Origin of the sequence: Myroides sp. ZB35 (genome assembly GCF_001865835.1) — a bacterium.
Taxonomy (GTDB): Bacteria; Bacteroidota; Bacteroidia; order Flavobacteriales; family Flavobacteriaceae; genus Flavobacterium; species Flavobacterium odoratimimum.
Genome location: NZ_CP017769.1, coordinates 126,610 through 148,086, shown reverse-complemented (window position 1 = coordinate 148,086; position 21,477 = coordinate 126,610). Strand labels below are relative to the sequence as shown.

The 21,477-nt window shown below is 33.8% G+C and carries 14 protein-coding genes, 5 tRNA genes and 1 pseudogene; 19 read left to right on the top strand and 1 reads right to left on the bottom strand.

Translation table 11 applies throughout. The features are described 5' to 3' along the window. Positions 1-172: 172 nt before the first annotated feature. A complete protein-coding gene (locus tag BK054_RS00640) occupies positions 173-988 on the top strand; it encodes a hypothetical protein (RefSeq protein WP_006261803.1) in 816 nt (271 codons plus the stop codon). 60 nt (positions 989-1,048) lie between these two features. Here the strand turns inward: BK054_RS00640 and BK054_RS00635 are convergent, their stop codons facing one another. Then, entirely contained in the window at positions 1,049-2,188 is a 1,140-nt protein-coding gene (locus BK054_RS00635) for an acyl-CoA dehydrogenase (protein WP_006258677.1), read from the bottom strand. 234 nt (positions 2,189-2,422) lie between these two features. Here BK054_RS00635 and BK054_RS00630 point away from each other — a divergent pair, with 234 nt between their 5' ends. The 18 genes and pseudogenes from BK054_RS00630 (at position 2,423) to BK054_RS00555 (ending at position 21,300) form a co-directional block, all read left to right on the top strand. Then, positions 2,423-3,511 carry an anhydro-N-acetylmuramic acid kinase gene (locus tag BK054_RS00630; RefSeq protein ID WP_071306876.1) on the top strand — a complete coding sequence of 363 codons (1,089 nt, stop codon included), beginning with the start codon at positions 2,423-2,425 and terminating at the stop codon, positions 3,509-3,511. A 346-nt stretch (positions 3,512-3,857) separates the two neighbouring features. Next, positions 3,858-4,577 (top strand): MotA/TolQ/ExbB proton channel family protein, encoded by a 720-nt coding sequence (locus BK054_RS00625; protein WP_006261801.1) that lies wholly within the window; start codon positions 3,858-3,860, stop codon positions 4,575-4,577. Beyond that, the gene (locus BK054_RS00620) at positions 4,577-4,972 is read left to right on the top strand and encodes an ExbD/TolR family protein (RefSeq protein ID WP_006258674.1); all 396 of its coding nucleotides are present in this window, start codon (positions 4,577-4,579) and stop codon (positions 4,970-4,972) included. Before BK054_RS00625 ends, BK054_RS00620 begins: the two co-directional genes overlap by 1 nt. A 2-nt stretch (positions 4,973-4,974) precedes the next feature. Further along, positions 4,975-5,790, top strand: a complete 816-nt coding sequence (locus BK054_RS00615) for an energy transducer TonB (RefSeq protein WP_071306875.1) — start codon at positions 4,975-4,977, stop codon at positions 5,788-5,790. A 16-nt stretch (positions 5,791-5,806) separates the two neighbouring features. Next, the gene (locus BK054_RS00610; RefSeq protein ID WP_071306874.1) at positions 5,807-7,024 is read left to right on the top strand and encodes a bifunctional folylpolyglutamate synthase/dihydrofolate synthase; all 1,218 of its coding nucleotides are present in this window, start codon (positions 5,807-5,809) and stop codon (positions 7,022-7,024) included. 92 nt (positions 7,025-7,116) lie between these two features. After that, positions 7,117-7,194: transfer RNA gene (locus BK054_RS00605), tRNA-Val, on the top strand. A gap of 42 nt (positions 7,195-7,236) precedes the next feature. Next, positions 7,237-7,311 (top strand) — tRNA-Val (locus BK054_RS00600). 30 nt (positions 7,312-7,341) lie between these two features. Then, positions 7,342-7,416 (top strand) — tRNA-Val (locus tag BK054_RS00595). A 30-nt stretch (positions 7,417-7,446) separates the two neighbouring features. Further along, positions 7,447-7,521: transfer RNA gene (locus BK054_RS00590), tRNA-Val, on the top strand. A gap of 30 nt (positions 7,522-7,551) precedes the next feature. Continuing rightward, a tRNA-Val gene (locus tag BK054_RS00585) sits at positions 7,552-7,626 on the top strand. A 787-nt stretch (positions 7,627-8,413) separates the two neighbouring features. Beyond that, positions 8,414-9,397 carry a DUF6266 family protein gene (locus tag BK054_RS00580; protein ID WP_071306873.1) on the top strand — a complete coding sequence of 328 codons (984 nt, stop codon included), beginning with the start codon at positions 8,414-8,416 and terminating at the stop codon, positions 9,395-9,397. Positions 9,398-9,684: 287 nt separating this feature from the next. After that, positions 9,685-12,895 (top strand): annotated as a pseudogene (locus BK054_RS00575) (SusC/RagA family TonB-linked outer membrane protein). Positions 12,896-12,907: 12 nt separating this feature from the next. Beyond that, the gene (locus BK054_RS00570) at positions 12,908-14,443 is read left to right on the top strand and encodes a RagB/SusD family nutrient uptake outer membrane protein (protein ID WP_071306872.1); all 1,536 of its coding nucleotides are present in this window, start codon (positions 12,908-12,910) and stop codon (positions 14,441-14,443) included. 498 nt (positions 14,444-14,941) lie between these two features. Continuing rightward, positions 14,942-16,333: a group II intron reverse transcriptase/maturase gene (ltrA, locus tag BK054_RS00565; RefSeq protein ID WP_071306871.1), complete on the top strand. Its 1,392-nt coding sequence runs from the start codon at positions 14,942-14,944 to the stop codon at positions 16,331-16,333. Between the two features lie 189 nt (positions 16,334-16,522). Continuing rightward, the gene (locus BK054_RS18825) at positions 16,523-17,845 is read left to right on the top strand and encodes a TonB-dependent receptor plug domain-containing protein (RefSeq protein ID WP_232234319.1); all 1,323 of its coding nucleotides are present in this window, start codon (positions 16,523-16,525) and stop codon (positions 17,843-17,845) included. A 48-nt stretch (positions 17,846-17,893) separates the two neighbouring features. Further along, positions 17,894-18,769, top strand: a complete 876-nt coding sequence (locus BK054_RS18820) for a TonB-dependent receptor (protein WP_232234318.1) — start codon at positions 17,894-17,896, stop codon at positions 18,767-18,769. Then, positions 18,757-19,743, top strand: a complete 987-nt coding sequence (locus BK054_RS18815) for a hypothetical protein (RefSeq protein ID WP_232234317.1) — start codon at positions 18,757-18,759, stop codon at positions 19,741-19,743. The genes BK054_RS18820 and BK054_RS18815 overlap by 13 nt, the downstream gene beginning before the upstream one ends. A gap of 12 nt (positions 19,744-19,755) precedes the next feature. Then, entirely contained in the window at positions 19,756-21,300 is a 1,545-nt protein-coding gene (locus BK054_RS00555; RefSeq protein ID WP_006258667.1) for a RagB/SusD family nutrient uptake outer membrane protein, read from the top strand. Positions 21,301-21,477 lie beyond the last annotated feature (177 nt).

Below are 21,477 nucleotides of genomic sequence, written 5' to 3'. Positions count from 1 at the left end.
TAAGTAGAATCGTACAGATTAAATTATATGAAAAAGAGAAAAGAAAATTCTCACGAATCAATGTTTAATACGTTTTAAACAAAGACTTACTATTTACAGTAGGTCTTTTTTTGCTTATAAGGTATTTGTTAATCTTAAAAACGCTATTTTTACATAACGTAAGTAGAAGATTATGAGTACGGTAAAATTATATTATAGCCCTTTTCATCCCAAACAAAGTGATGCTAAAATCATGTTGTTTGCTTTAGGAGTAAGTGTATTCTTATGTCTAGGTGTTATTGGTAGTTCTTATTTGTTTACTTCTGATTCTAATAGAAAAGATGAAACTATTGTATTTTGTCCCTTACTTCCTCTTCCAGATAGTAATAATGACTTAGCTAACACTGTCGAAGCTTATTATCTATTAACAAGTCCTATAATTGACTATGTACCTGTAGAAGAAATTCCTTTAGGAAACTATTTTGAAGGTCCAAGAGTTAGGTTTAACAACCAAATGCCAGCTGATATTACACAAGTAGGAGTAGTAGGAGGGGATATTATAGAATATGATACTAGTATTACTGATATAACTGTTAGTCCTGAGAAAGAAATAATTACAGCTTCTGGTGAAGAAGTTAGTTCTAACAGTGCGGATACTAATATTGAATACATGGAGGAAGAGTATGGTAAACCTTTTTTTTCTTTGATAATAGAAGCAAGTCCATATGAAGGGGAAGAGACTTTTAGAGCAAATATGATTAATAAACTTAATTTAGATCATTATTTAAATCAAGGTGAGCAGTATCGTTTTAATGTGAACTTTACAGTAGATATAGATGGTACATTCTCTGATATTGTTATTCAGAGTATACAAGGATATCTACCACCTTATTTAAAGAGAAATATTATAGCTGTATTTCAAACAATGCCTCAGTGGCAACCTGCTTCTCAGAATGGCAGGCGTGTCCCGACAACATTTAAATTACCCATCAAGGTCAATGTACAATAAATAAGAAAAGGCTATTAACACAAGTGGTTAATAGCCTTTTTTATAAGGATTGAGTAATGCTTATTTAGCAATAGCTCTAGAAATAACGATCTTTTGAATCTCAGAAGTACCTTCATAGATTTGAGTGATCTTAGCATCACGCATCATTCTTTCTACGTGATATTCTCTTACATATCCATTACCTCCGTGGATTTGTACAGCTTCAATAGTTGTATCCATTGCTGTTTTAGAAGCGAATAACTTAGCCATAGCACCAGATAATGAAATATCTTGACCTGCATCTTTCTCAGCAGCAGCTTTGAAGCAAAGCATTCTAGCAGCAGTGATTTGAGTAGCCATATCAGCTAATTTAAATGCAACTGCTTGGTGGTTGATAATTTCAGTACCAAAAGCTTTGCGCTCTTTAGAGTATTTTAATGCTAATTCGTAAGCACCTTGAGCGATACCTAATGCTTGAGAAGCGATACCGATACGTCCTCCGTTTAATACATTCATTGCAAATGCAAATCCGAATCCGTCTTCTCCGATTCTATTTTCTTTAGGAACCTTTACGTCTGTGAACATTAATGAATGTGTATCAGATCCTCTGATTCCCATTTTTTGTTCTTTAGCTCCGATTTCAAAACCAGCCCATCCTTTTTCAACGATGAAAGCATTGATTCCTTTGTGTTTTTTCTCTACATCAGTTTGAGCGATTACGATATAGTAGTCCGCTGTACTACCATTCGTGATCCAGTTTTTAGTACCGTTTAGTACATAGTGATCTCCCATATCTACAGCAGTAGTTTTTTGAGATGTAGCATCTGAACCTGCTTCTGGCTCTGATAAACAGAATGCACCGATTACTTGTCCTGAAGCTAGAGGTACTAGGTATTTTTGTTTTTGTTCTTCACTAGCATATTTTTCTAAACCAGCACATACTAATGAGTTATTTACTGACATAACTACAGCAGCAGAAGCATCTACTTTTGCAATTTCTTCCATAGCTAATACATAAGATACGCTGTCTAATCCGCTACCTCCGTATTTAGGATCTACCATCATTCCTAAGAATCCTAATTCACCAAGTTTTTTAACTTGTTCTGTTGGGAATTTAGAATGTTCATCTCTTTCAATTACACCTGGTAATAATTCTGTTTGAGCAAAGTCGCGAGCAGCTTGCTGAATCATCAATTGCTCTTCTGTAAATTTAAAATCCATTTATAGTCTCTTAATTTTTTAGTTGTTCTAATTTTTGTAGCTCTCAAATATAATTGATTTAAAACAATTATTCAATTTAGATTCTGTTTAAATTTGATGCATAAAATGATTATAATTTATTTTTGGACGAAACAATGTTTGTTATTTTAAAGAACCTGTATTGATAAGTGAATAATGTAATGAATATTGTACTTAAACTTTTGTAGATTATAGTAAAAAACCAATCTTTATACTATGAATAAATACCAATATAATATCATCGGAGTTATGTCAGGTACTTCATTAGATGGAATAGACCTGGCTTATATCACTTTTAATTGTGAAAGTGGTAAGTGGAGTTTTGAGGTTCACTGTACTGATACTGTCGCTTATAGTGCTCAGTGGAAAGAACAATTAAAGAATGCAATCGATCTTGATAGTAAACAAATAGAAATATTAGATGTACGCTATACTACCTATTTAGCTACTGTGATTAATCAATTCATTAAAGATAAAACGATAGAGAATATAGATGCAGTATGCTCACACGGTCATACTGTCTTTCATAAGCCAGAGCTTGGCTATACTTTACAGATAGGGAATATGCCTATACTAGCTGACTTAATACAGCAGAAGGTGATATGTGACTTTAGGGTACAAGATGTTCTGTTAGGTGGACAGGGAGCACCTTTAGTGCCTATAGGAGATCGCTTGTTATTTAATGAATACGAAGCTTGTCTTAATCTTGGAGGATTTGCTAATATTTCTTTTGAAGGAAGGCTTAATTATAGATTAGCCTATGATATTAGCGCAGTGAATACCTTGCTTAACGAACAAGTGGCCAAACTTGGCTTAGAGTATGACGATAAAGGAATGCTTGCCTCAGAAGGAACGATTAATGAAGACCTGCTAAGAGAATTAAATGCACTTGATTTCTATAAGCAGTCTGCGCCTAAATCATTGGGGATAGAGTTCTTAAATGCTTATATAAAACCCATTCTTAATAAATACACCTTATCTGTAGAAGATTATTTAGCTACGCTAGTAGAGCATATTGCTATTCAAATTGCAGCAGGGATCGGTATAAAAGAAGGACAGCGTGTATTAGTAACAGGAGGAGGAGCTAAAAATGATTATTTAGTTAGTAGGATTAAGGCACATGCGAAGGGCGTTTTGTTTGAAAGACCTTCTGATGAAGTGATTGACTATAAAGAAGCAATTATATTTGGTTTACTAGGAGTGCTAAAATTGAGAGATGAAGTGAATGTCTTAGCTAGTGTTACTGGAGCCAAGTATGATCATAGCTCAGGTAGAATACACGAGGTATATACACAGGTAAATTAGCTTATTCAGAAGAGGAAGATTATGTTTGCATGGTATTGTATACGAGTGTATTAATTAGTAGGTGAACTAGCTGGGATAATGACTAGCATGAATGTTATATAAAGAATATAGCGTTTATGTATAATTATACATACAAAACATTTTATCTTTGAACTCATTTTGAACTATAATGGCAAACGATTATAAAGACAAAATCTCACTTTTTTTGATATTTTGAATATTAAATCTCATTTTTTTTCGTTATCATGAAGTAAATGAGATTATAGAATGAGAATAATCTATATCGATTTTGCACAATATAGAACAACAGAAAAAGACTTTTAAAATTTTAAAACTCAAATTATTTATGTTTCATTTCTTACAAGTGGATACAACAGCAGTAGCACAGAAATTAGCTAATGCAGCAGAAGCTGGAGAAGCAGCCGTTAAAAAAGAACTAGCTCTTAGCGAAATTATCTTTAGTGGTGGGCCAATAGGGCAGGCTATTATGATCATTATTTTTATCATGCTATTCTTGGCTTTGTATTTGTATTTAGAGCGCTTCTTTGCTATTAAAAATGCGTCTAAGATAGATGATAACTTTATGGCTCAGATAAAAATGTTCTTATCTCAAGGAAAGATAGATCAAGCTAAACTATTATGTGCAAATACTGATACACCTGTATCTCACCTAATCGGAAAAGGTATATCTAGAATAGGGAAACCGCTTCAGGATATTAATATTGCGATAGAGAATGCAGGGAAGTTAGAAGTGTATAAGATGGAGAAAAACATTAATCTGTTAGCAACATTATCTGGAGCAGGACCTATGACAGGATTCTTAGGAACTGTAGTAGGAATGGTGATGGCATTCCATGAGATGTCTACAGCTAGCTCTGCTCGTATAGATATGAGTGTATTATCAGAGGGGATTTATACAGCGATGATGACTACAGTATTTGGATTGATTGTAGGAATTATATCTTATGTAGGGTATAATCACCTTGTAAGTAAGATAGATAAGATTGTACATCAGTTAGAGGCAAATGCAGTAGAGTTTTTAGACCTATTAAATGATCCAGCATAATGAATATAAGAGGTAGAAATAAAGTATCTGCAGAGTTTAATATGTCGTCTATGACCGACATCGTATTCTTATTGCTTATATTTTTTATGGTAGCCATTACTACGATGACGAGTACTAATGCACTAGATTTAATACTTCCTAATTCTGATGGTAAAGCTGATGTAGTAGAGACTGTAGCTGTGAGTGTAGATGACCAGTCTAGCTATTATATCAATGAACAAAAAGTGATGCCTGAAGAACTAGAAGAGGGACTGAAAAATAAATTAAATACAATAGAGAATCCTAATGTAGTATTGCATGTCGCTAAAGGTGTACCTGTAGAGGATGCAGTATTTGTGATGGATATTGCTTATCGCAATAATTATAAGATTGTATTAGCAGTGGAACCAAAGTAGGTATGAAGATATTACAAACAGAAAGTAAAAAAAAGGCTTTTGCAATTACTTCAACAGTTTTTGTGCTTCTTTTTTTGTTGTTTTTCTTTTATAAAATTATAACTCCTGTTCAGGAAAAAGAACCTTATTTATTAGGTGGTGAGATTGCTATTAACTTTGGGAATAGTGAAGTAGGGAAAGGAGATGTACAGCCGACAGAACCTATCGCTATGGAACCAGAGCCTGAAGTAGCTACTCCTGTTGAGACAACAGCTGAGCCTGTTGTTACCCAAAATAAGGTAGATGTTCCTGTAGTAAAAAAAACGGAGGATAAGCCAAAAGCTAAGGAAGAACCTAAAAAAGAAGTTGTCAAACCTAAACCTGACCCAAAACCTAGTCAAAGTACAACTGATGCGCTAGCTAGCCTTATTAATGGGCCAAAGACAGCTGGAGAAAAGTCTGAAGGACAAGGGAACTCTACTAAAGGAGGAGATCAAGGAAAGCTAGGTGGAGATATGTACTCTAACTCTACTTATGGTAGCGGTAAGGGGAATGGTAGTGGTAACGGTACTAGCTGGGGACTGAATGGACGTGCATTAGCCAATAGAGGACAAGTAGTGCCTGAATGTAATGAGGTAGGAACTGTAGTGGTGGAGATAAGAGTAGATAAGAGCGGAAAGGTCGTATCTGCACAACACACTAAAGGGACAACGAACTCTGCTAAATGTCTTACAGATGCAGCTATTGCTACTGCCAAGACATTTAGATGGAAAGCAGATGACAACGCACCGAATATTCAAGTCGGATTTATAGTTATTAATTTTAAAGTAGGACAGTAGTCCTATTTTTTTGAATATGAATTATCAAGAAACTTTAGAATGGATGTTTAATCAATTGCCAATGTATCAACAAAAAGGGGCAATAGCTTATAAAGCAGATTTATCCAATACAATAAAACTAATTAATCATTTAGGAAATCCTCAAGATAGCCTGAAGACGATACATATAGCAGGTACTAATGGAAAGGGGTCTACCTCTTCTATGATTGCTTCTATTCTACAAGAAGCAGGATATAAGGTAGGGTTGTATACTTCTCCGCACCTAAAGGACTTTAGAGAGCGTATCAAGATCAATGGGGTAGAGATATCAGAATCTTTTGTAATCGACTTTATTGGACGTAACAAACCCTTTTTTGAAGAGAATTCGCTGAGCTTTTTTGAGATGACAGTAGGTATGTGCTTTGAATACTTTAAACAGGAGCAAGTAGATGTAGCTGTAATCGAAGTGGGAATGGGAGGTCGTCTAGATGCGACTAATGTTATACATCCATTGATTTCTGTGATTACTAATATAGGTAAGGATCACACAGCATTCTTAGGAGATACACTTGAAGCTATAGCAGGTGAGAAAGCAGGTATTATAAAGAAAGGTGTACCTGTAGTGATAGGAGAGTATAATGAGCATACACAACCTGTATTTATAAGTAAGGCAAAAGAGATGTCTGCAGATATCTATTTTGCTCAAGATACCTATATAGACAACGCATTAGTCTCAGATTTAAAAGGAGATTATCAGAAATCTAATATCCGAACTGTAAGACAAGCGATAGAATTACTAAGAAAATCATTCCATATAACAGAAAAAGCCGAAGTAGAAGGGCTTCTTCATGTGGTCTCGAACACAAAATTATTAGGTAGATGGCAAGTTTTAGGTCAGAATCCGAAGATAATTACAGACACAGCACATAATTCTCACGGATTAACTATCGTGATGAATCAGCTAAAACATGAAAATTACCGCAATTTATACATCGTTTTTGGTGTAGTGAATGATAAAGATTTAGATTCTATCCTTCCTTTATTACCACAAGAGGCAAAATATTTTTTTGCAAAACCAGATAATTTACGCGGGCTAGAACCTGAGATTTTAGCTGCTAAAGCGAGAGAGTTTGGTTTGATGGGAGAGGTTTGTAGTTCAATACCAAATGCTTACGCAAAAGCGAAGGAGACAGCAGGTGCTGAGGACTTGATATATATAGGGGGGAGCACATTTGTGGTAGCTGAAATTTTATAAAAAAAATATTCAAAAAAGCTTGCAAAGTAAAATCACAGTCGTATATTTGCACCCGTAATCAACAAACGATTACACGTTCTTAAAAAGGAAATGGGCGATTAGCTCAGTTGGTTCAGAGCACCTCGTTTACACCGAGGGGGTCGGGGGTTCGAATCCCTCATCGCCCACCATTTTCAAAATATTGTTTTTATCCAAAATTGTTTAAATACTTAGGGCGATTAGCTCAGTTGGTTCAGAGCATCTCGTTTACACCGAGAGGGTCGGGGGTTCGAATCCCTCATCGCCCACAACAATACCAAGTTATTTAAAATTCTTTTGGGCGATTAGCTCAGTTGGTTCAGAGCACCTCGTTTACACCGAGGGGGTCGGGGGTTCGAATCCCTCATCGCCCACAATAACACCAAGTTATTTAAAACATTTTTGGGCGATTAGCTCAGTTGGTTCAGAGCACCTCGTTTACACCGAGGGGGTCGGGGGTTCGAATCCCTCATCGCCCACAAGACAAGTTTGTTTAAAAATAATATTTTGGGCGATTAGCTCAGTTGGTTCAGAGCATCTCGTTTACACCGAGAGGGTCGGGGGTTCGAATCCCTCATCGCCCACATCCTAAGCTTCACTATACAGTGAAGCTTTTTTTTTGATCTAAAGTGTTTACTGTTCTGTCTTTTTTAGGGATTACCATACTGTTCCACTCTTATGAGTTCAATCTTAGAGATCTGATCTACTAATCATATCGGTAATCTTCTTTTAAGGTCTACTTGCTTAGAAAAATATAGACTCCCTTTTTTATTATTATCTTCTTCGTAGAGCTATATAGCCTTCAGAAATAGCTTTTCTATATCCTTTTTTAATTGATATTATATTGATATTGTCTTTTGTATGAGAGAAAGGTAAAAAACTACTACATTTTTTTTGTACCTCTTTTTTGTTTATTGAATTGTTTTTCAATGCTATACGTTTTTTAGTGTTGATGTTTTGTTTCACATATACATTGTTCTACCCCTTGATAAGTCTGTGTTTTCCTTTATTCCCTCGACAATCCGTGGAGTATAGTCCATAAATAGTGGATTAGAGAATTAGTAGTCGACGAATACTTCTTGTATTGATAGAGTGTTGTTCTAGAAGTAAAAGTGTAGCTAGAGTTAGCATGAATATTAATCTGTCGAAATGAATTATTTGTTAATTGTTATTTCGAAAGTTTATTGAGGTTTATACATGATAAATAGTGTAGATCCTTTTTTAAAAGCTATTTGATTAGTTAAATAGTTGTGTTTCTGTTTTTTATATCTTGTGATAAGAAAAATAGAGAGAAGATAACTAGAGAAAGGTTCAAGACAACTGTAATTAGCCTTGACAAACTAATAATATCACAACTAAACAGTATTAATCATGGCTGAGATAAAAGATGGAATATTAGGAGGTGTACATGGTACAGTGGGCACAGTAGTAGGATTTATGTGGAGAGGGCGTTATTTTATACGTTCTAAGCCTCGTAAGTCTCATAAACTAGCTACAGAGGCTCAAGTACTTCAACGAAGTAAACTAGGGGTAGTATCTAGCTTTGTGAGTAAGTTTAAAGACTTTATAAATGAGCATTACCCACAGGCTCTATTGAATAATAAAATGGCGACAGGAAAAGAGCAACTGATCTCTATGCTGATGAAAGAAGGAATCGTTAATGTAGAAGGCGAACCGTGTATTGATATCGCGAAGGTACTAGTGTCGATAGGACCATTGCCTCCTGCTGTAATTAAGAAAATAAACCAACTTAAGACTGGACGTATAAAGGTACAATGGGATAATAGTATCACAAATGTACTGACGAAGAATACGGATAGATTATCTATTATAGCCTATAGCGAATCGTTAGATTTAGTAGCAGAGATAAGTGCGATCGCAAAGAGGGAGGATAGGTATGTTCACTTTGATTTACCTAAGGAGTGGAAAGAAGGGAAGGTTCATTTCTGGAGTGTGTGGAAATCAGCAGATGATAGAGTAATCAGCACAAGTGCGTATCACGGGATAACACAGATAGGAGGGGATAGTGAGCAGCACACTGAGGAAGGAGAACTACAAGCAGGTAACAGGGAACAGGAGGTAGAGAATGAAGAGCTAGTAGCTGAGAAAAGAGAGGTGATAAAGCTAAGTGTGTCTACTAAAAGAGAAGATGTAAAAGAGAAAGAACCACTAGATATAGAACAGCATAAAGAGCCTGAGAAAGTTGGGCTAATAGAGAATACATCTAAGAAGAAGTGGGCTCCACCTGGCTTCTATGGAAGTGAGAAGAGCAGGGATAAAGAAGTAGTACCTCTAGGTGAAAACGCAGCTCGATCTGTATTAGAAGCGATGCCTCCATCGCAGGATTCTGATTAGGATTTTTTGTATCAATACTAATAGAAATATTATCTATTGTTGATAGATAATACACAGTAAATATTGTATAAATAAACTTATATAATGTTGGTGTTCTTACATTAAAATTAATAAATGTTGATTAGTTTTTATAGTATGCTACTCTATATGAAGTAGTTTATTTAGTTGTTTTTTTTGTGAAATGTTTCATTTATTGTAGTATATGTGATTTATTGTTTGAATTATGATATTAATGAAGTTTTAACTGTGTTAATTTTGGTAAAATGATATTCTTAAATTAATGTTGTATGAAACTTAAAAATTACTTAACGTTTGTAGTCTTTATGATACTAGGTGTAATGTATAGTCAGACAAGAAATATTGTTACAGGAAGTGTTAAAGATATTAATGGAGTTCCTTTAATAGGGGCTAGTGTCATCGTAGAAGGTACTAATCAAGGAACGATTACCGATGAGCAAGGTCTTTTTTCTATTAATATTATAGGGGGGGGATACGCTAATAATTAGTTATGTATTCTATGAAACAAAATCAGTAAAGATTGATGCTAATTCAAAGTATGATATCGTATTACATCAATTAAATGAAACTTTAGAAGATATTGTAGTAGTTGCTTATGGTTCATCTACAAAAGAGTCTTTAACGGGATCTTTATCCTATGTAACTAGTTCAGATATTGAAAAACGCCCTAATACAAATGTATTAAATGCATTAGTAGGTGCTGCACCAGGCGTACGCATTAATAATAGTTCAGGTCAGCCAGGTTCTGAACCCTCAATAAGAATTAGAGGTTTTTCATCATTAACTAATAATGAACCATTAATAGTCCTTGATGGAATAGTATACGTAGGACCTGTTGGAAATATTAATCCGTTAGATGTAGAAAGTGTTACAGTTTTAAAAGATGCCTCTGCTACGACACTATATGGGAATCGTGCATCAAATGGAGTAATCTTGATAAACACAAAAAAAGCTTCTAAGGGACAAGGTTTTTTAGGCGTTGGTTTTAAACAAGGGCTTTTTTATCGTTCTCAATTAGAATATGATAAATTAGATCCAGATGGATTTATGGAGACAATGTGGAAAGGGTATCGCAATTCTTTAGTAAGCAACGGAAACTCTTTAGCTGATGCGAATAGACTTGCAACAAAAAATTTGATTCCAGATGTATTAGGAATGAATATTTATAACTTATCTAATGAGCAGTTGTTCGATTCTAATGGGCGTTTAATGTCCAACGCATCTGTTTTGCCTGGTTATAGGTCAGATTTGGACTGGTATAAACCTGTAGAAAGAGTAGGGACTTATCAAGATTTAAATTTGAATGCAAGGATTTCTAATGAAAATGGTGGAGCTTATTTTTCGACAGGTTTTTTAAATAACGAAGGATATTTTAAGGGTAGTGATTATAAAAGATTTACTACACGTATTAATGCTGATTACAATGTAAATGAATTTGTTAAGATAGGAACTAATGTATCAGGTTCACATCAAATAACTAATTCTAATGTTTTTAATCCAGTACATGTAGCTTCAAATATGGCTCCGATTTATCCAATCTATTTGCACAATCCTGATACTGGCGATTTTATTTATGATGAGTTAGGAGATAAGATTTTTGATTTAGGAGATAAGACACGTAAATCTCAAAGATTTAGGAATATGGTTTTAGAGAATAAGTTAGATGTTAATGAAAGTATTTCAACAACACTTAATTCACAGATTTATACTGATATTAATTTTTTAAATGATTTTACTTTTTCTATAAAAGGAAGTTTAGCTCTAGGCTATAATGATATAAGAAATTATAGAAATAGTGCAGGGGGAATCGGAAAGAGAACTAATGGGGAGTCGGGTAGAAATAGTAGTAGAAATAAAACCTATAGTTTTCAACAACTCCTTAATTGGAAAAAAGATTTTGGTAATCACAATTTTGATGTGATGTTAGGACATGAGAATTTTAATACAGACGCAGGTACTTTATATGGAGTTAAAAGTGACGAGACTTTTAAAGGGCTTATCGAATGGTCTAATTTTAATAAATTAGAAATAGCAAATGAGAGATTAACTAAATATAGAACAGAGGGATATTTTTTTAGAGGAAAGTATAATTATAAAAATAAGTACTTTATAGAAGGATCTTTTCGTCGTGATGGGTCTTCTAAGTTCCACAGTGATAGTCGATGGGGTAATTTTTGGTCAGTTGGAGGAAGTTGGGTTGTTTCTTCAGAAGACTTTTTTAAAATTAAAAAAGTTGATTATTTGAAGGTACGTGCTTCTTATGGAGAGGTGGGAAATGATGAAGCTGCTAATCTATATGCCTCACATACATTATATAAAATGTATACTTATGCTGGAAAGCCTTCGGCTTATAGGAGTCAATTTGGAAACAAAGGCTTAAAGTGGGAAACTTCTTCTTCTTTTGATTTTGCGATAGATGGTAGAGTCTTTGATCGAGTGAATTTTACTGTAGAATATTTTGATAAACGCTCACAGAATCTTTTGTTTGATTTGAAATTGCCAGTATCTAATGGATCTACTTTTCCTTCAATGTTTACTTCATCTATAATTAGTAATGTTGGTAGTATATCAAATCGCGGTTTTGAGGTTTCTTTTGATGTAGATGTTATTAAAATGAACGATTTGTCGTGGAATATTGGAGTAAATGCTACAATGTTAAAAAATAAATTATTGAAATTACCTCCTGCTAATAGAGAACATGGGATAGTTTCAGATCCTTTTTTAAGAAAAGAGGGAAAAAGTATTTATGAGTTTTATTTAACTGAGTTTGTTGGTGTAGATCAAATGACTGGAAATGCTTTGTATACTATAGATTCAGAAAAATACAATGTGAATGGCTCAGCTCCTGATAAGTCTTCTGTATCAGAAGCACATTTGGTGAATATAAATGGACAATATTATACAACTAATCCGGGTGTGTTTGGTAAAAAAGTTTATGCAGGAAGTGGTGTTCCTAAAGTAGATGGTAGTTTCTCAACAGTATTGAGTTACAAGAGTTTTAGTTTATCAGGGCTATTTACTTATGCATTAGGAGGTAAGGTTTTAGCTAGTAAATATAGGAGTTTGATGGATGTATCTTATAAAGTTAATGCAATTCATAAAGATATTATTCATGCTTGGGATGGTATACCTGAAGGAATGACTGAGTCTTCAGTAAATAGAATAGACTATAATGGAGTGCCTCGAGTGGATTATAGTACAAGTGAAAATAGTAATGCTCAATCTACACGATTTTTAAAAAGTGGAGATTTTTTATCGATACAAAATATTACTCTGAATTATGATTTTCCATCAGAGTTATTAAAAAAAATAAAGATAAAAAAAATGGGTATGAATGTTAGTATAGAGAATGTTTACACTTTTACTAAATTTAAAGGGTTAGATCCACAACAATCTTTTACAGGTTCAGGACTTATTGGTAATAGTTCAGGCTCTGGGGCGGCGAGAATATTTATTTTTGGCATTAATCTTAATTTTTAAATCAATCGTATTATGAAAAAAATAGTAGTAAATTTTTTATTATTAAGTACTTTGTTTATTAATATTGGATGCGAGAAGGATTATTTGGAAACAATTCCTTCAGAAGAAGTTTCAGAAGAAATTATTTTTAAGGATACTGAAGGAGTGACATATGCCATTAATGGTTTAGCAAGACTAATGATGACAGACATGGGGAGGAGTTTCAATGGAGAAGGATCGATTAAATTACTCTATGGAGAATTAACAGGTAGTAATTACAGGAAAGACGAATCTAGTACTGTCGCAATAAGTAATAATGAGTATATTGAAAACGTAACCCATGAGAATAATTCTTATCCTTGGCATTATTATTACATGATTATTAGTAATGCTAATGAAATCATTGCTCAAGTAGACGGCGTGCATGGTTTTGCTAGTGTTAAGAAGTATTTAAAAGCACAAGCATTATCATATAGAGCTTATGCTTACACGATGTTAGTACAAATTTATGGTAATCGTTGGCAAGATTCTAATAATGGGCAGGCTAAATCAGTTGTATTAAGGTTAAGCCCTAAAGATCCTAGAGCTATGCCTCTTGCTCCATTAAAACAGGTTTATGATCAGATATATAGTGATTTAGGTCAAGCAATTGTTTTATTTACAGAGAGTAATTATAAAAGGAATACAAATTATTTAATAGATGCTAGTGTAGCACATGCAATTTTTGCTCGTGCAGCGTTGAATAGACAAGATTATCAAAGCGCTCTAAACCATGCTATATTAGCTAGAGAAGATTATCCCTTAATGTCAATGAAAGCTTATAAAGAAGGATTTGATAATATTACATCGGAATGGATATGGAGTAGTTTTGGAAGTGATGAGAATTATCTTTTTGATAATTCATATGGTGCTATGATTGGATACAATTCAATTTCAACATCTGTGATTGCTAGTCTTAGCAGAATTAGTAAAGAATTATATGAGTCAATTCCTACAACAGATATTAGAAAAGAACTTTTTTTAGATCCAACAGGATATGACCCGTCTACTTATAATATTACAACAGGAGCTATTCAAAAAAATAGTCTACTTGATATAACTGTTAGAGAACGCTTCCCTAATATTGATAAAAAAGCTACAACAGCTGCTTATATGCAGTTTAAAATAAAAGTAACTAGTCAACCAGGTGTTATGCATGTGAACCATTTCCGATCTTCAGAAATGTGTTTAATCCAGGCAGAAGCATTGCATTTTTTAGGTAGAGATAATGAAGCTTCTTCAACATTAGTTGAACTTACAAAAAACACACAAAGAGATTCTAATTATGTATGTACTAAGACAGGTGTAGCATTATTAAATGAGATTATTAAGTATAGAGCCATAGAGCTTTGGGGAGAGGGATTTGATTGGTTTGATTATAAGCGTTTAAATTTAACTATAGATAGAAAATCAAGCGCACATGGAGGGAATGCGTCTGACTTGGTAACAAAGAAGATTACTCCGGATATGAACAATAAATGGACTTATAGAATACCGAAAATTGAAACAGATTATAATTCAGAAATATAATTAAAATTGGAAAGAGAGTGTCTATATATAGACATTCTCTTTTTTGTGTGTGCCCAGCATGGGTGATAACTCTAGGGTGTAAGTCCCGAACACGCCATTACAGCAGGAAGTGTTAACCGACAGCAAGGGTGTCCATCGTGAGTTGGAATCTGAAGGAAGCTTTAGGTAAAGTCTTGACCTGACGAACAGAAACTATATATAAGGCTAGAAATGTCGGATAAGGTTGCATATCAAACTGAAGTCCTAAGCTGTACAGAGACATCATAGTAAATATAGCAGGTATATGAGATGAAAGTTATCGTTCTTACCTGGGGAGGTCTTATAGACATAGGGAGTTTTTTTTTTACAGAACTATGGATAACAATTGCTATAAGAAGTCAGCAGAAGTCATAGTATGCACAGATACAAGCTTGGCAATACCAAGAAGTCTTACAAAATGCAGAAGGACAGAACTTAATTAAGTGAGTAGTAAATGAATGTTACCTAATGTAGGAAAGAATGCAGAAAATATCTATAAACAGAGATAACTACCTTGTAAAGGATAGGGCGGAACCTGACAGCTACCAAGGAGTGCAGACTTACATAGGGATAACTGAAAACAACCTCATGGAAGTACGATTAGGACAGGGGAGTTTACTAGAACTAATCCTTAGTCCTAATAATTTAAACCTAGCCTATCAAAAGGTTAAGGCAAATAAAGGGAGCTATGGAATAGACAAGTTGCCCACAGAAGAATTATTGCCATGGCTCTTACATAATAGAGATTCATTGGTTTCATCGCTAGAAAACGGAAAGTATAACCCCCAAGCAGTTCGAAGAGTAGAAATCCCCAAAGAGGGAGGTAAAACACGCCAACTTGGTATCCCTACGGTAGTAGACCGTCTCGTTCAACAAAGTATAGCCCAAGTATTATCTCCTATCTACGAACAAGAATTTCACCCAAGTAGTCACGGCTTTAGATCCAACAAAGGTTGTCATACAGCCTTGAAAGAAGTGGTAAACCATCTAAATGACCGATATCATTATGTAGTGGACTTAGACTTAGAAAAATTCTTTGACACAGTTAACCACAGTAGATTGGTTGAAATATTGTCAAAGAGAGTAGAAGACCCTCGGGTGATATCCTTAATCCATAAATATCTAAATGCAGGTGTTGTTATTGGAGGTAAATTTGAAGAGAGTAGATTGGGAGTACCTCAAGGCGGCCCCTTAAGTCCCCTTCTGAGTAACATAATGCTTAATGAGTTAGATAAAGAACTAGAAAGACGAGGACTTCGTTTTGTGCGTTATGCAGATGACTGTCTAATCTTCTGCAAAAGTAAAAGAGCGTGTCTTCGTGTGCAGGAAAGTATCACTAGGTTCGTTGAAGAAGTCTTATACTTACGAGTAAACAAGGAGAAGACTACCACTGGTTATGCCAAAGGGAAGAAATTTCTAGGGCACAGTTTTTATGTAAAAAGCAAAGGGAAATGGAGTCTTTGCGTACACCCGAAAAGTTACAGTACACTCAAAGATAAGCTAAAGGAACTTACAAAACGTAGTAGAGGTAAAGGGTACGATAAACTCAAAGAATCCTTGCGATATTATATCCAAGGCTGGGTGTCATACTTCAAGCAATCTGATATGTTATCCAAGATTAAGTGTATAGATGAGTGGCTTCGCTTTAGGATACGGATGTTAATTTGGAAGAGTTGGAAACAGAATAAGACGAGATATGTTAATCTTAAGCGCATCGGTGTAAGAGATAATCAAGCATATCAATGGGCAAACACTCGCAAGAGTTATTGTCGCACAGCACTTAGCCCAATCCTACAAGCTTCTTTAAACATTCAAAATTTAAGGAAAGCAGGATATACATTTCTATATGACATACTCCTAAAAGTATCGTAAATTAAGAACCGCCTTGGTACGGATCCGTATGCCAGGTGGTGTGAGAGGTCGGCTGAAGAAATAATCTTCAGCCTCCTACTCGATTATATAATTATTTTTAATTATTTATTTTCTGTTTGATTTGTTAAGTTTTTTATAAAAAATGATGTTTATTTTTGGAGATGATTACTTCTTAAAAATAAATATTGTATGAAGCTTAAAAAATATTTAACGTTTTTAATATTTATGACATTTAGTGTAATATATAGTCAAACAAAAAATATTGTTACAGGAAGTGTTAAAGATATTAATGGAATTCCTTTGTTAGGAGTTACTGTTGTTATAGAAAATTCTAATAAAGGAACAATGACTGATGATCAAGGTCTCTTTACTATTCATGCTATAGAGGGAGAAATATTAACAGTTAGTTATGTGTTCTATGAAACAAAGTCAATACATGTAGGTGCTAACTTACATTATGATATTGTATTACATCAAGTTAGTGAAACTTTAAATGATATTGTAGTAGTAGCTTATGGTACATCTACGAAAGAGTCTATCACTGGAGCATTATCTTATGTAACTAGCTCAGATATTGAAAAAAGACCTAATACTAATGTATTAAATGCATTAACAGGTGCTGCGCCAGGAGTACGTGTTAATAATAGTTCAGGCCAACCTGGCGCAGAGCCTAGTATTAGAATTAGAGGATTTACTTCAATGGATAAAAATGATCCTCTAATTGTTTTGGATGGAATGGTATATGCAGGCCGTGTTGGTGATATTAATCCTATAGATGTAGAGAGTATAACAGTTCTTAAAGATGCCTCTGCAACTACCTTATACGGTAATCGTGCCTCTAATGGTGTAATTCTAATTAATACAAAGAAGGCTTCCAAAAGAGATGGTTTTTTTGGAGTAAGTTTTAAACAAGGATTAGTCAGTAGATTCCTAAAAGAGTATGATAAAGTAGAGCCAGATCAGTTTATGGAAACGATGTGGATGGGATATCGCAATTCTTTAGTGAGTAATGGAAATTCTATTGAAGAAGCTGGTAGACTTGCAACAGCTAATTTAATTCCAGAGATACTAGGTATGAATATTTATAACTTGTCTAGTGACCAACTGTTTGATACGAATGGGCGTCTAGTGCCTCATGCTTCAGTTTTAAAAGGATATAGATCAGATTTAGATTGGTATAAACCCATTGAAAGAACAGGTACATATCAAGATTTAAATCTTAATGGTAGAATGTCTAATGAAAAAGGAGGAGCTTATTTTTCGACAGGTTTTTTAAATAATGAAGGCTATTTTAGGGGGAGTGATTATAAGAGGTTTACTACACGTGTTAACGCTGATTACATGATAAGTGACATAATTAAGATAGGAACTAACGTTTCTGGATCACATCAAATAACAAACCTTAATAGTGTTTCTCCTGAGTCACATGCTTCAAGTATAGCACCAATCTATCCTATTCACTTACATGATTCTAAGACAGGTGATTACATATATGATGAATTAGGAGATTAAATTTATGATTTAGGAGAAAATACTCGTAAACAGTATGAAAGGCGTCATATGATTTTAGAAAATCAGCTAAATAGTATGGAACGAATAGCTACAACATTAAATTCTCAGATTTATACTGATATTAAGTTAATGAAAGACCTTACGTTTAGTCTAAAAGCTAATTTAGCTTTAAACTATACAGATGTTAAAGAGTACCAAAATAGTATAGTCGGATCAGGTGCAAACCTTAAAGGAAGATCATATAGAAATAATAATAGAGGAAAAACATATTCTTTTCAACAATTACTGAACTGGAAAAAGGATATTGGTCAGCATAATATTGATGTATTGTTTGGTCATGAGAATCTTAATGTGGATTCAGGGAATTTAAACGCTTCAAAAATAGAAGAGATTTTTACTGGAATTGTAGATTGGTCAAATTTCAATAAGCTTTATACAGCAAATGATTTTTTAACAAAATATAGAACTGAAGGTTATTTTTCTAGAGCTAAGTATAATTATGCAAATAAGTATTTTTTAGAAGCATCGTTTCGTCGCGATGGGTCTTCAAAGTTTCATAGTGATACTCGCTGGGGTAATTTTTGGTCAGCAGGAGGTAGCTGGATTATTTCGTCAGAAGATTTTTTTAAAATTAAACAGATTGATTACCTAAAGTTACGTGCCTCTTATGGAGAAGTAGGGGATGATAGTGCTGCAGGTTTATATGCTTATTACTCTTTATATCGATCAGTTAGCAATGCTGGTCAACCTGCTGTTTATAGAAAGCAGTTTGGAAATAAAGGATTAAAATGGGAAACATCTAGTTCTACGAATTTTGCTATAGATGGTAGGGTATTTAATCGATTGAATTTTACAGTAGAATATTTCGATAAACGATCAAAAAATCTTTCGATAAACGATCAAAAAATCTTTTGTTTAATTTAGAAATGCCTCTATCTAATGGTTCTACTGCTCCTACTTTTCCTTCTTCGTCTATAGTTAGTAATGTTGGTAGTATATCAAATCGTGGTTTTGAGTTTTCTTTTGATGTAGATATTATTAAAAAGAGTGATTGGTCTTGGAATGTAGGAGTTAATGCTACCATGCTTAAAAATAAACTATTAAAATTGCCTTCTGATAATAGAGAGAACGGTATAGTTTCTATTCCTTTTTTAAGAAAAGAAGGAAGAAGTGTGTATGAGTTTTACTTAACTGATTTCGTTGGTGTAGATCAGATGACTGGGAATGCTTTGTATACTGTGGATTCTGAAAAGTATAATGTAAATGGCTCAGCTCCTGATAAGCCTTCTGTATCAGATGGGTATTTGGTGAATATAAATGGACAGTATTACACAACTAATCCAGATACTTTTGGTAAAAAAGTTTATGCAGGAAGTGCTATACCTAAAGTAGATGGGAGTTTTTCAACGTCTTTACATTATAAAAGCTTTAATCTATCTGGACTATTTACCTATGCATTAGGAGGAAAAGTGTTGGATTATAATTATATGAGTTTGATGGAAGCTTCTGATATGGTACGAGCTATTCATAAAGATATTACTCATTCTTGGAGTAGTGCACCTAATGGAATGACAGAGACATCACCTGATAGAATAAATCCTAATGGAATCCCTCAAATAAATTATACAACTAGTCAATATAACAATGTTGAATCTAATCGCTTTATTAGAAGTGGAGATTTTTTGTCTATACAAAATATTGCTTTGAATTATGACTTTCCTTCTGAGTTGTTGAAGAAGATTAAGGTAAAACAGATGAGTATGAATATTAGTGTAGAGAATGTTTACACTTTTACTAAGTTTAAGGGATTAGATCCTCAGCAATCTTTTTCTGGAGCTGTAGGAAGTGGGGCAGGAGCTCCAAGAATATTTATTTTCGGGATTAATTTTAATTTCTAATAGCAAGATAAGATGAGAAAGATTATGAGATTTTTTTTAGGTGTAGTTACTTTATCTGTTTTTATAGCATGTGATCATGATTATTTAGGAACGGAACCCTCAGGAGATGTATCAGAGTATAATGTTTTTAAAGATACAGAAGGGATAATTTATGCTGTTAATGGTTTAGCGAAATTAATGTCTACTAGTTATGTAGGAAGTGGAAATAACGGAGAAGGAACCATAAAACTGATTTATGGAGAAACAGCAGGTAATCATTATAGAAAGGATAGAGCGGGTTCTGTTGGGGTTAGCAATCACGATTATATAGAAAATGTGACACATTTAAATAATTATTATCCTTGGCATTATTATTATATGGTGATTACGAATGCTAATGAAATCATCGCTCAAGTAGATGATGTGAAGGGATTACCTAGTGTAAAGAAATACTTAAAAGCTCAGGCAATGTCATATAGAGCTTATGCTTACACGATGTTAGTACAAATTTATGGTAACCGTTGGCAAGATTCTAATAATGGAGAGACTAAATCTGTAGTATTAAGACTTAGTTCTAAAGATCCTAGAGCTATGCCACTATCTCCATTAAAGCAAGTTTATGACCAGATTTATAAAGATCTGGATCAAGCAATCGTTTTATTTAGGGAGAGTAATTACAAAAGAAATCCAAGTGATAACTATTTAATAGATGCTAATGTAGCACATGCAATTTTTGCTCGAGCAGCTTTAAATAGACAAGATTATCAAAGTGCTTTAAGTCATGCTACTCAAGCAAGAGTAGGATATCCATTAATGTCTCTGTCTGTTTATAAAGAAGGTTTTAATAAGGTAACATCAGAATGGCTTTGGTGTAGTTTTGGAACTACAGATGATCAGCTAAATAATAATGCATATGGGGCTTATATAGGATATAACTCAGAAGCTACAGGTGTAACATCTGGGCCAAGTAGAATAAGTAAAGAGTTATATGAGTCTATTCCGATGACAGATGTGAGAAAACAGTTTTTTTTAGATCCTACAGGATATGATACTTCTACTTATAATGCTACTACTGGTGTTATACAATCGAATAGCCCTTTAGATATTGCAGTGAGAGAACGTTTTCCGGATATAAGTATGAAAGCTAAAACTGCGGCCTATATGCAGTTTAAGATAAAAGTAACTAGTCAACCTGGCGTTATGCATGTAAATCATTTTCGTTCTTCAGAAATGTGTTTAATTCAAGCAGAAGCACTATACTTTTTAGGAAGAGATAATGAAGCAATAGCGAAGTTAGTTGAACTTACAAAAGATACACAAAGAGACGTTAAGTATGTATGTGATAAAACAGGAGTAGAACTATTAAATGAAATTATTAAGTACAGATCTATAGAGTTATGGGGTGAAGGATTTGATTGGTTTGATTATAAGCGTTTAAATTTAACGATAGATAGAAAATCAAGTAAAGAAGGCGGGAATGCTTCTGATTTGATAACGAAGAAGATTACTCCTGAAATGAATAATAAATGGACTTATAGAATACCAAAAGCAGAAACAGATTATAATTCAGAAATATAATTTAACTAAAAAGGAGAATGTCATAAACATTCTCCTTTTTAGTTAAGGAGGGGATGATTTTATATTAGAGAGATGTTTATATTTAGAGAAGTGTAATGTACCGTTATAAATAAAGAGAACTAGCAATATCTTAAGAAGGTAAGACTTTATAAAAGGTAAATTTGGTTTGTTGAAATA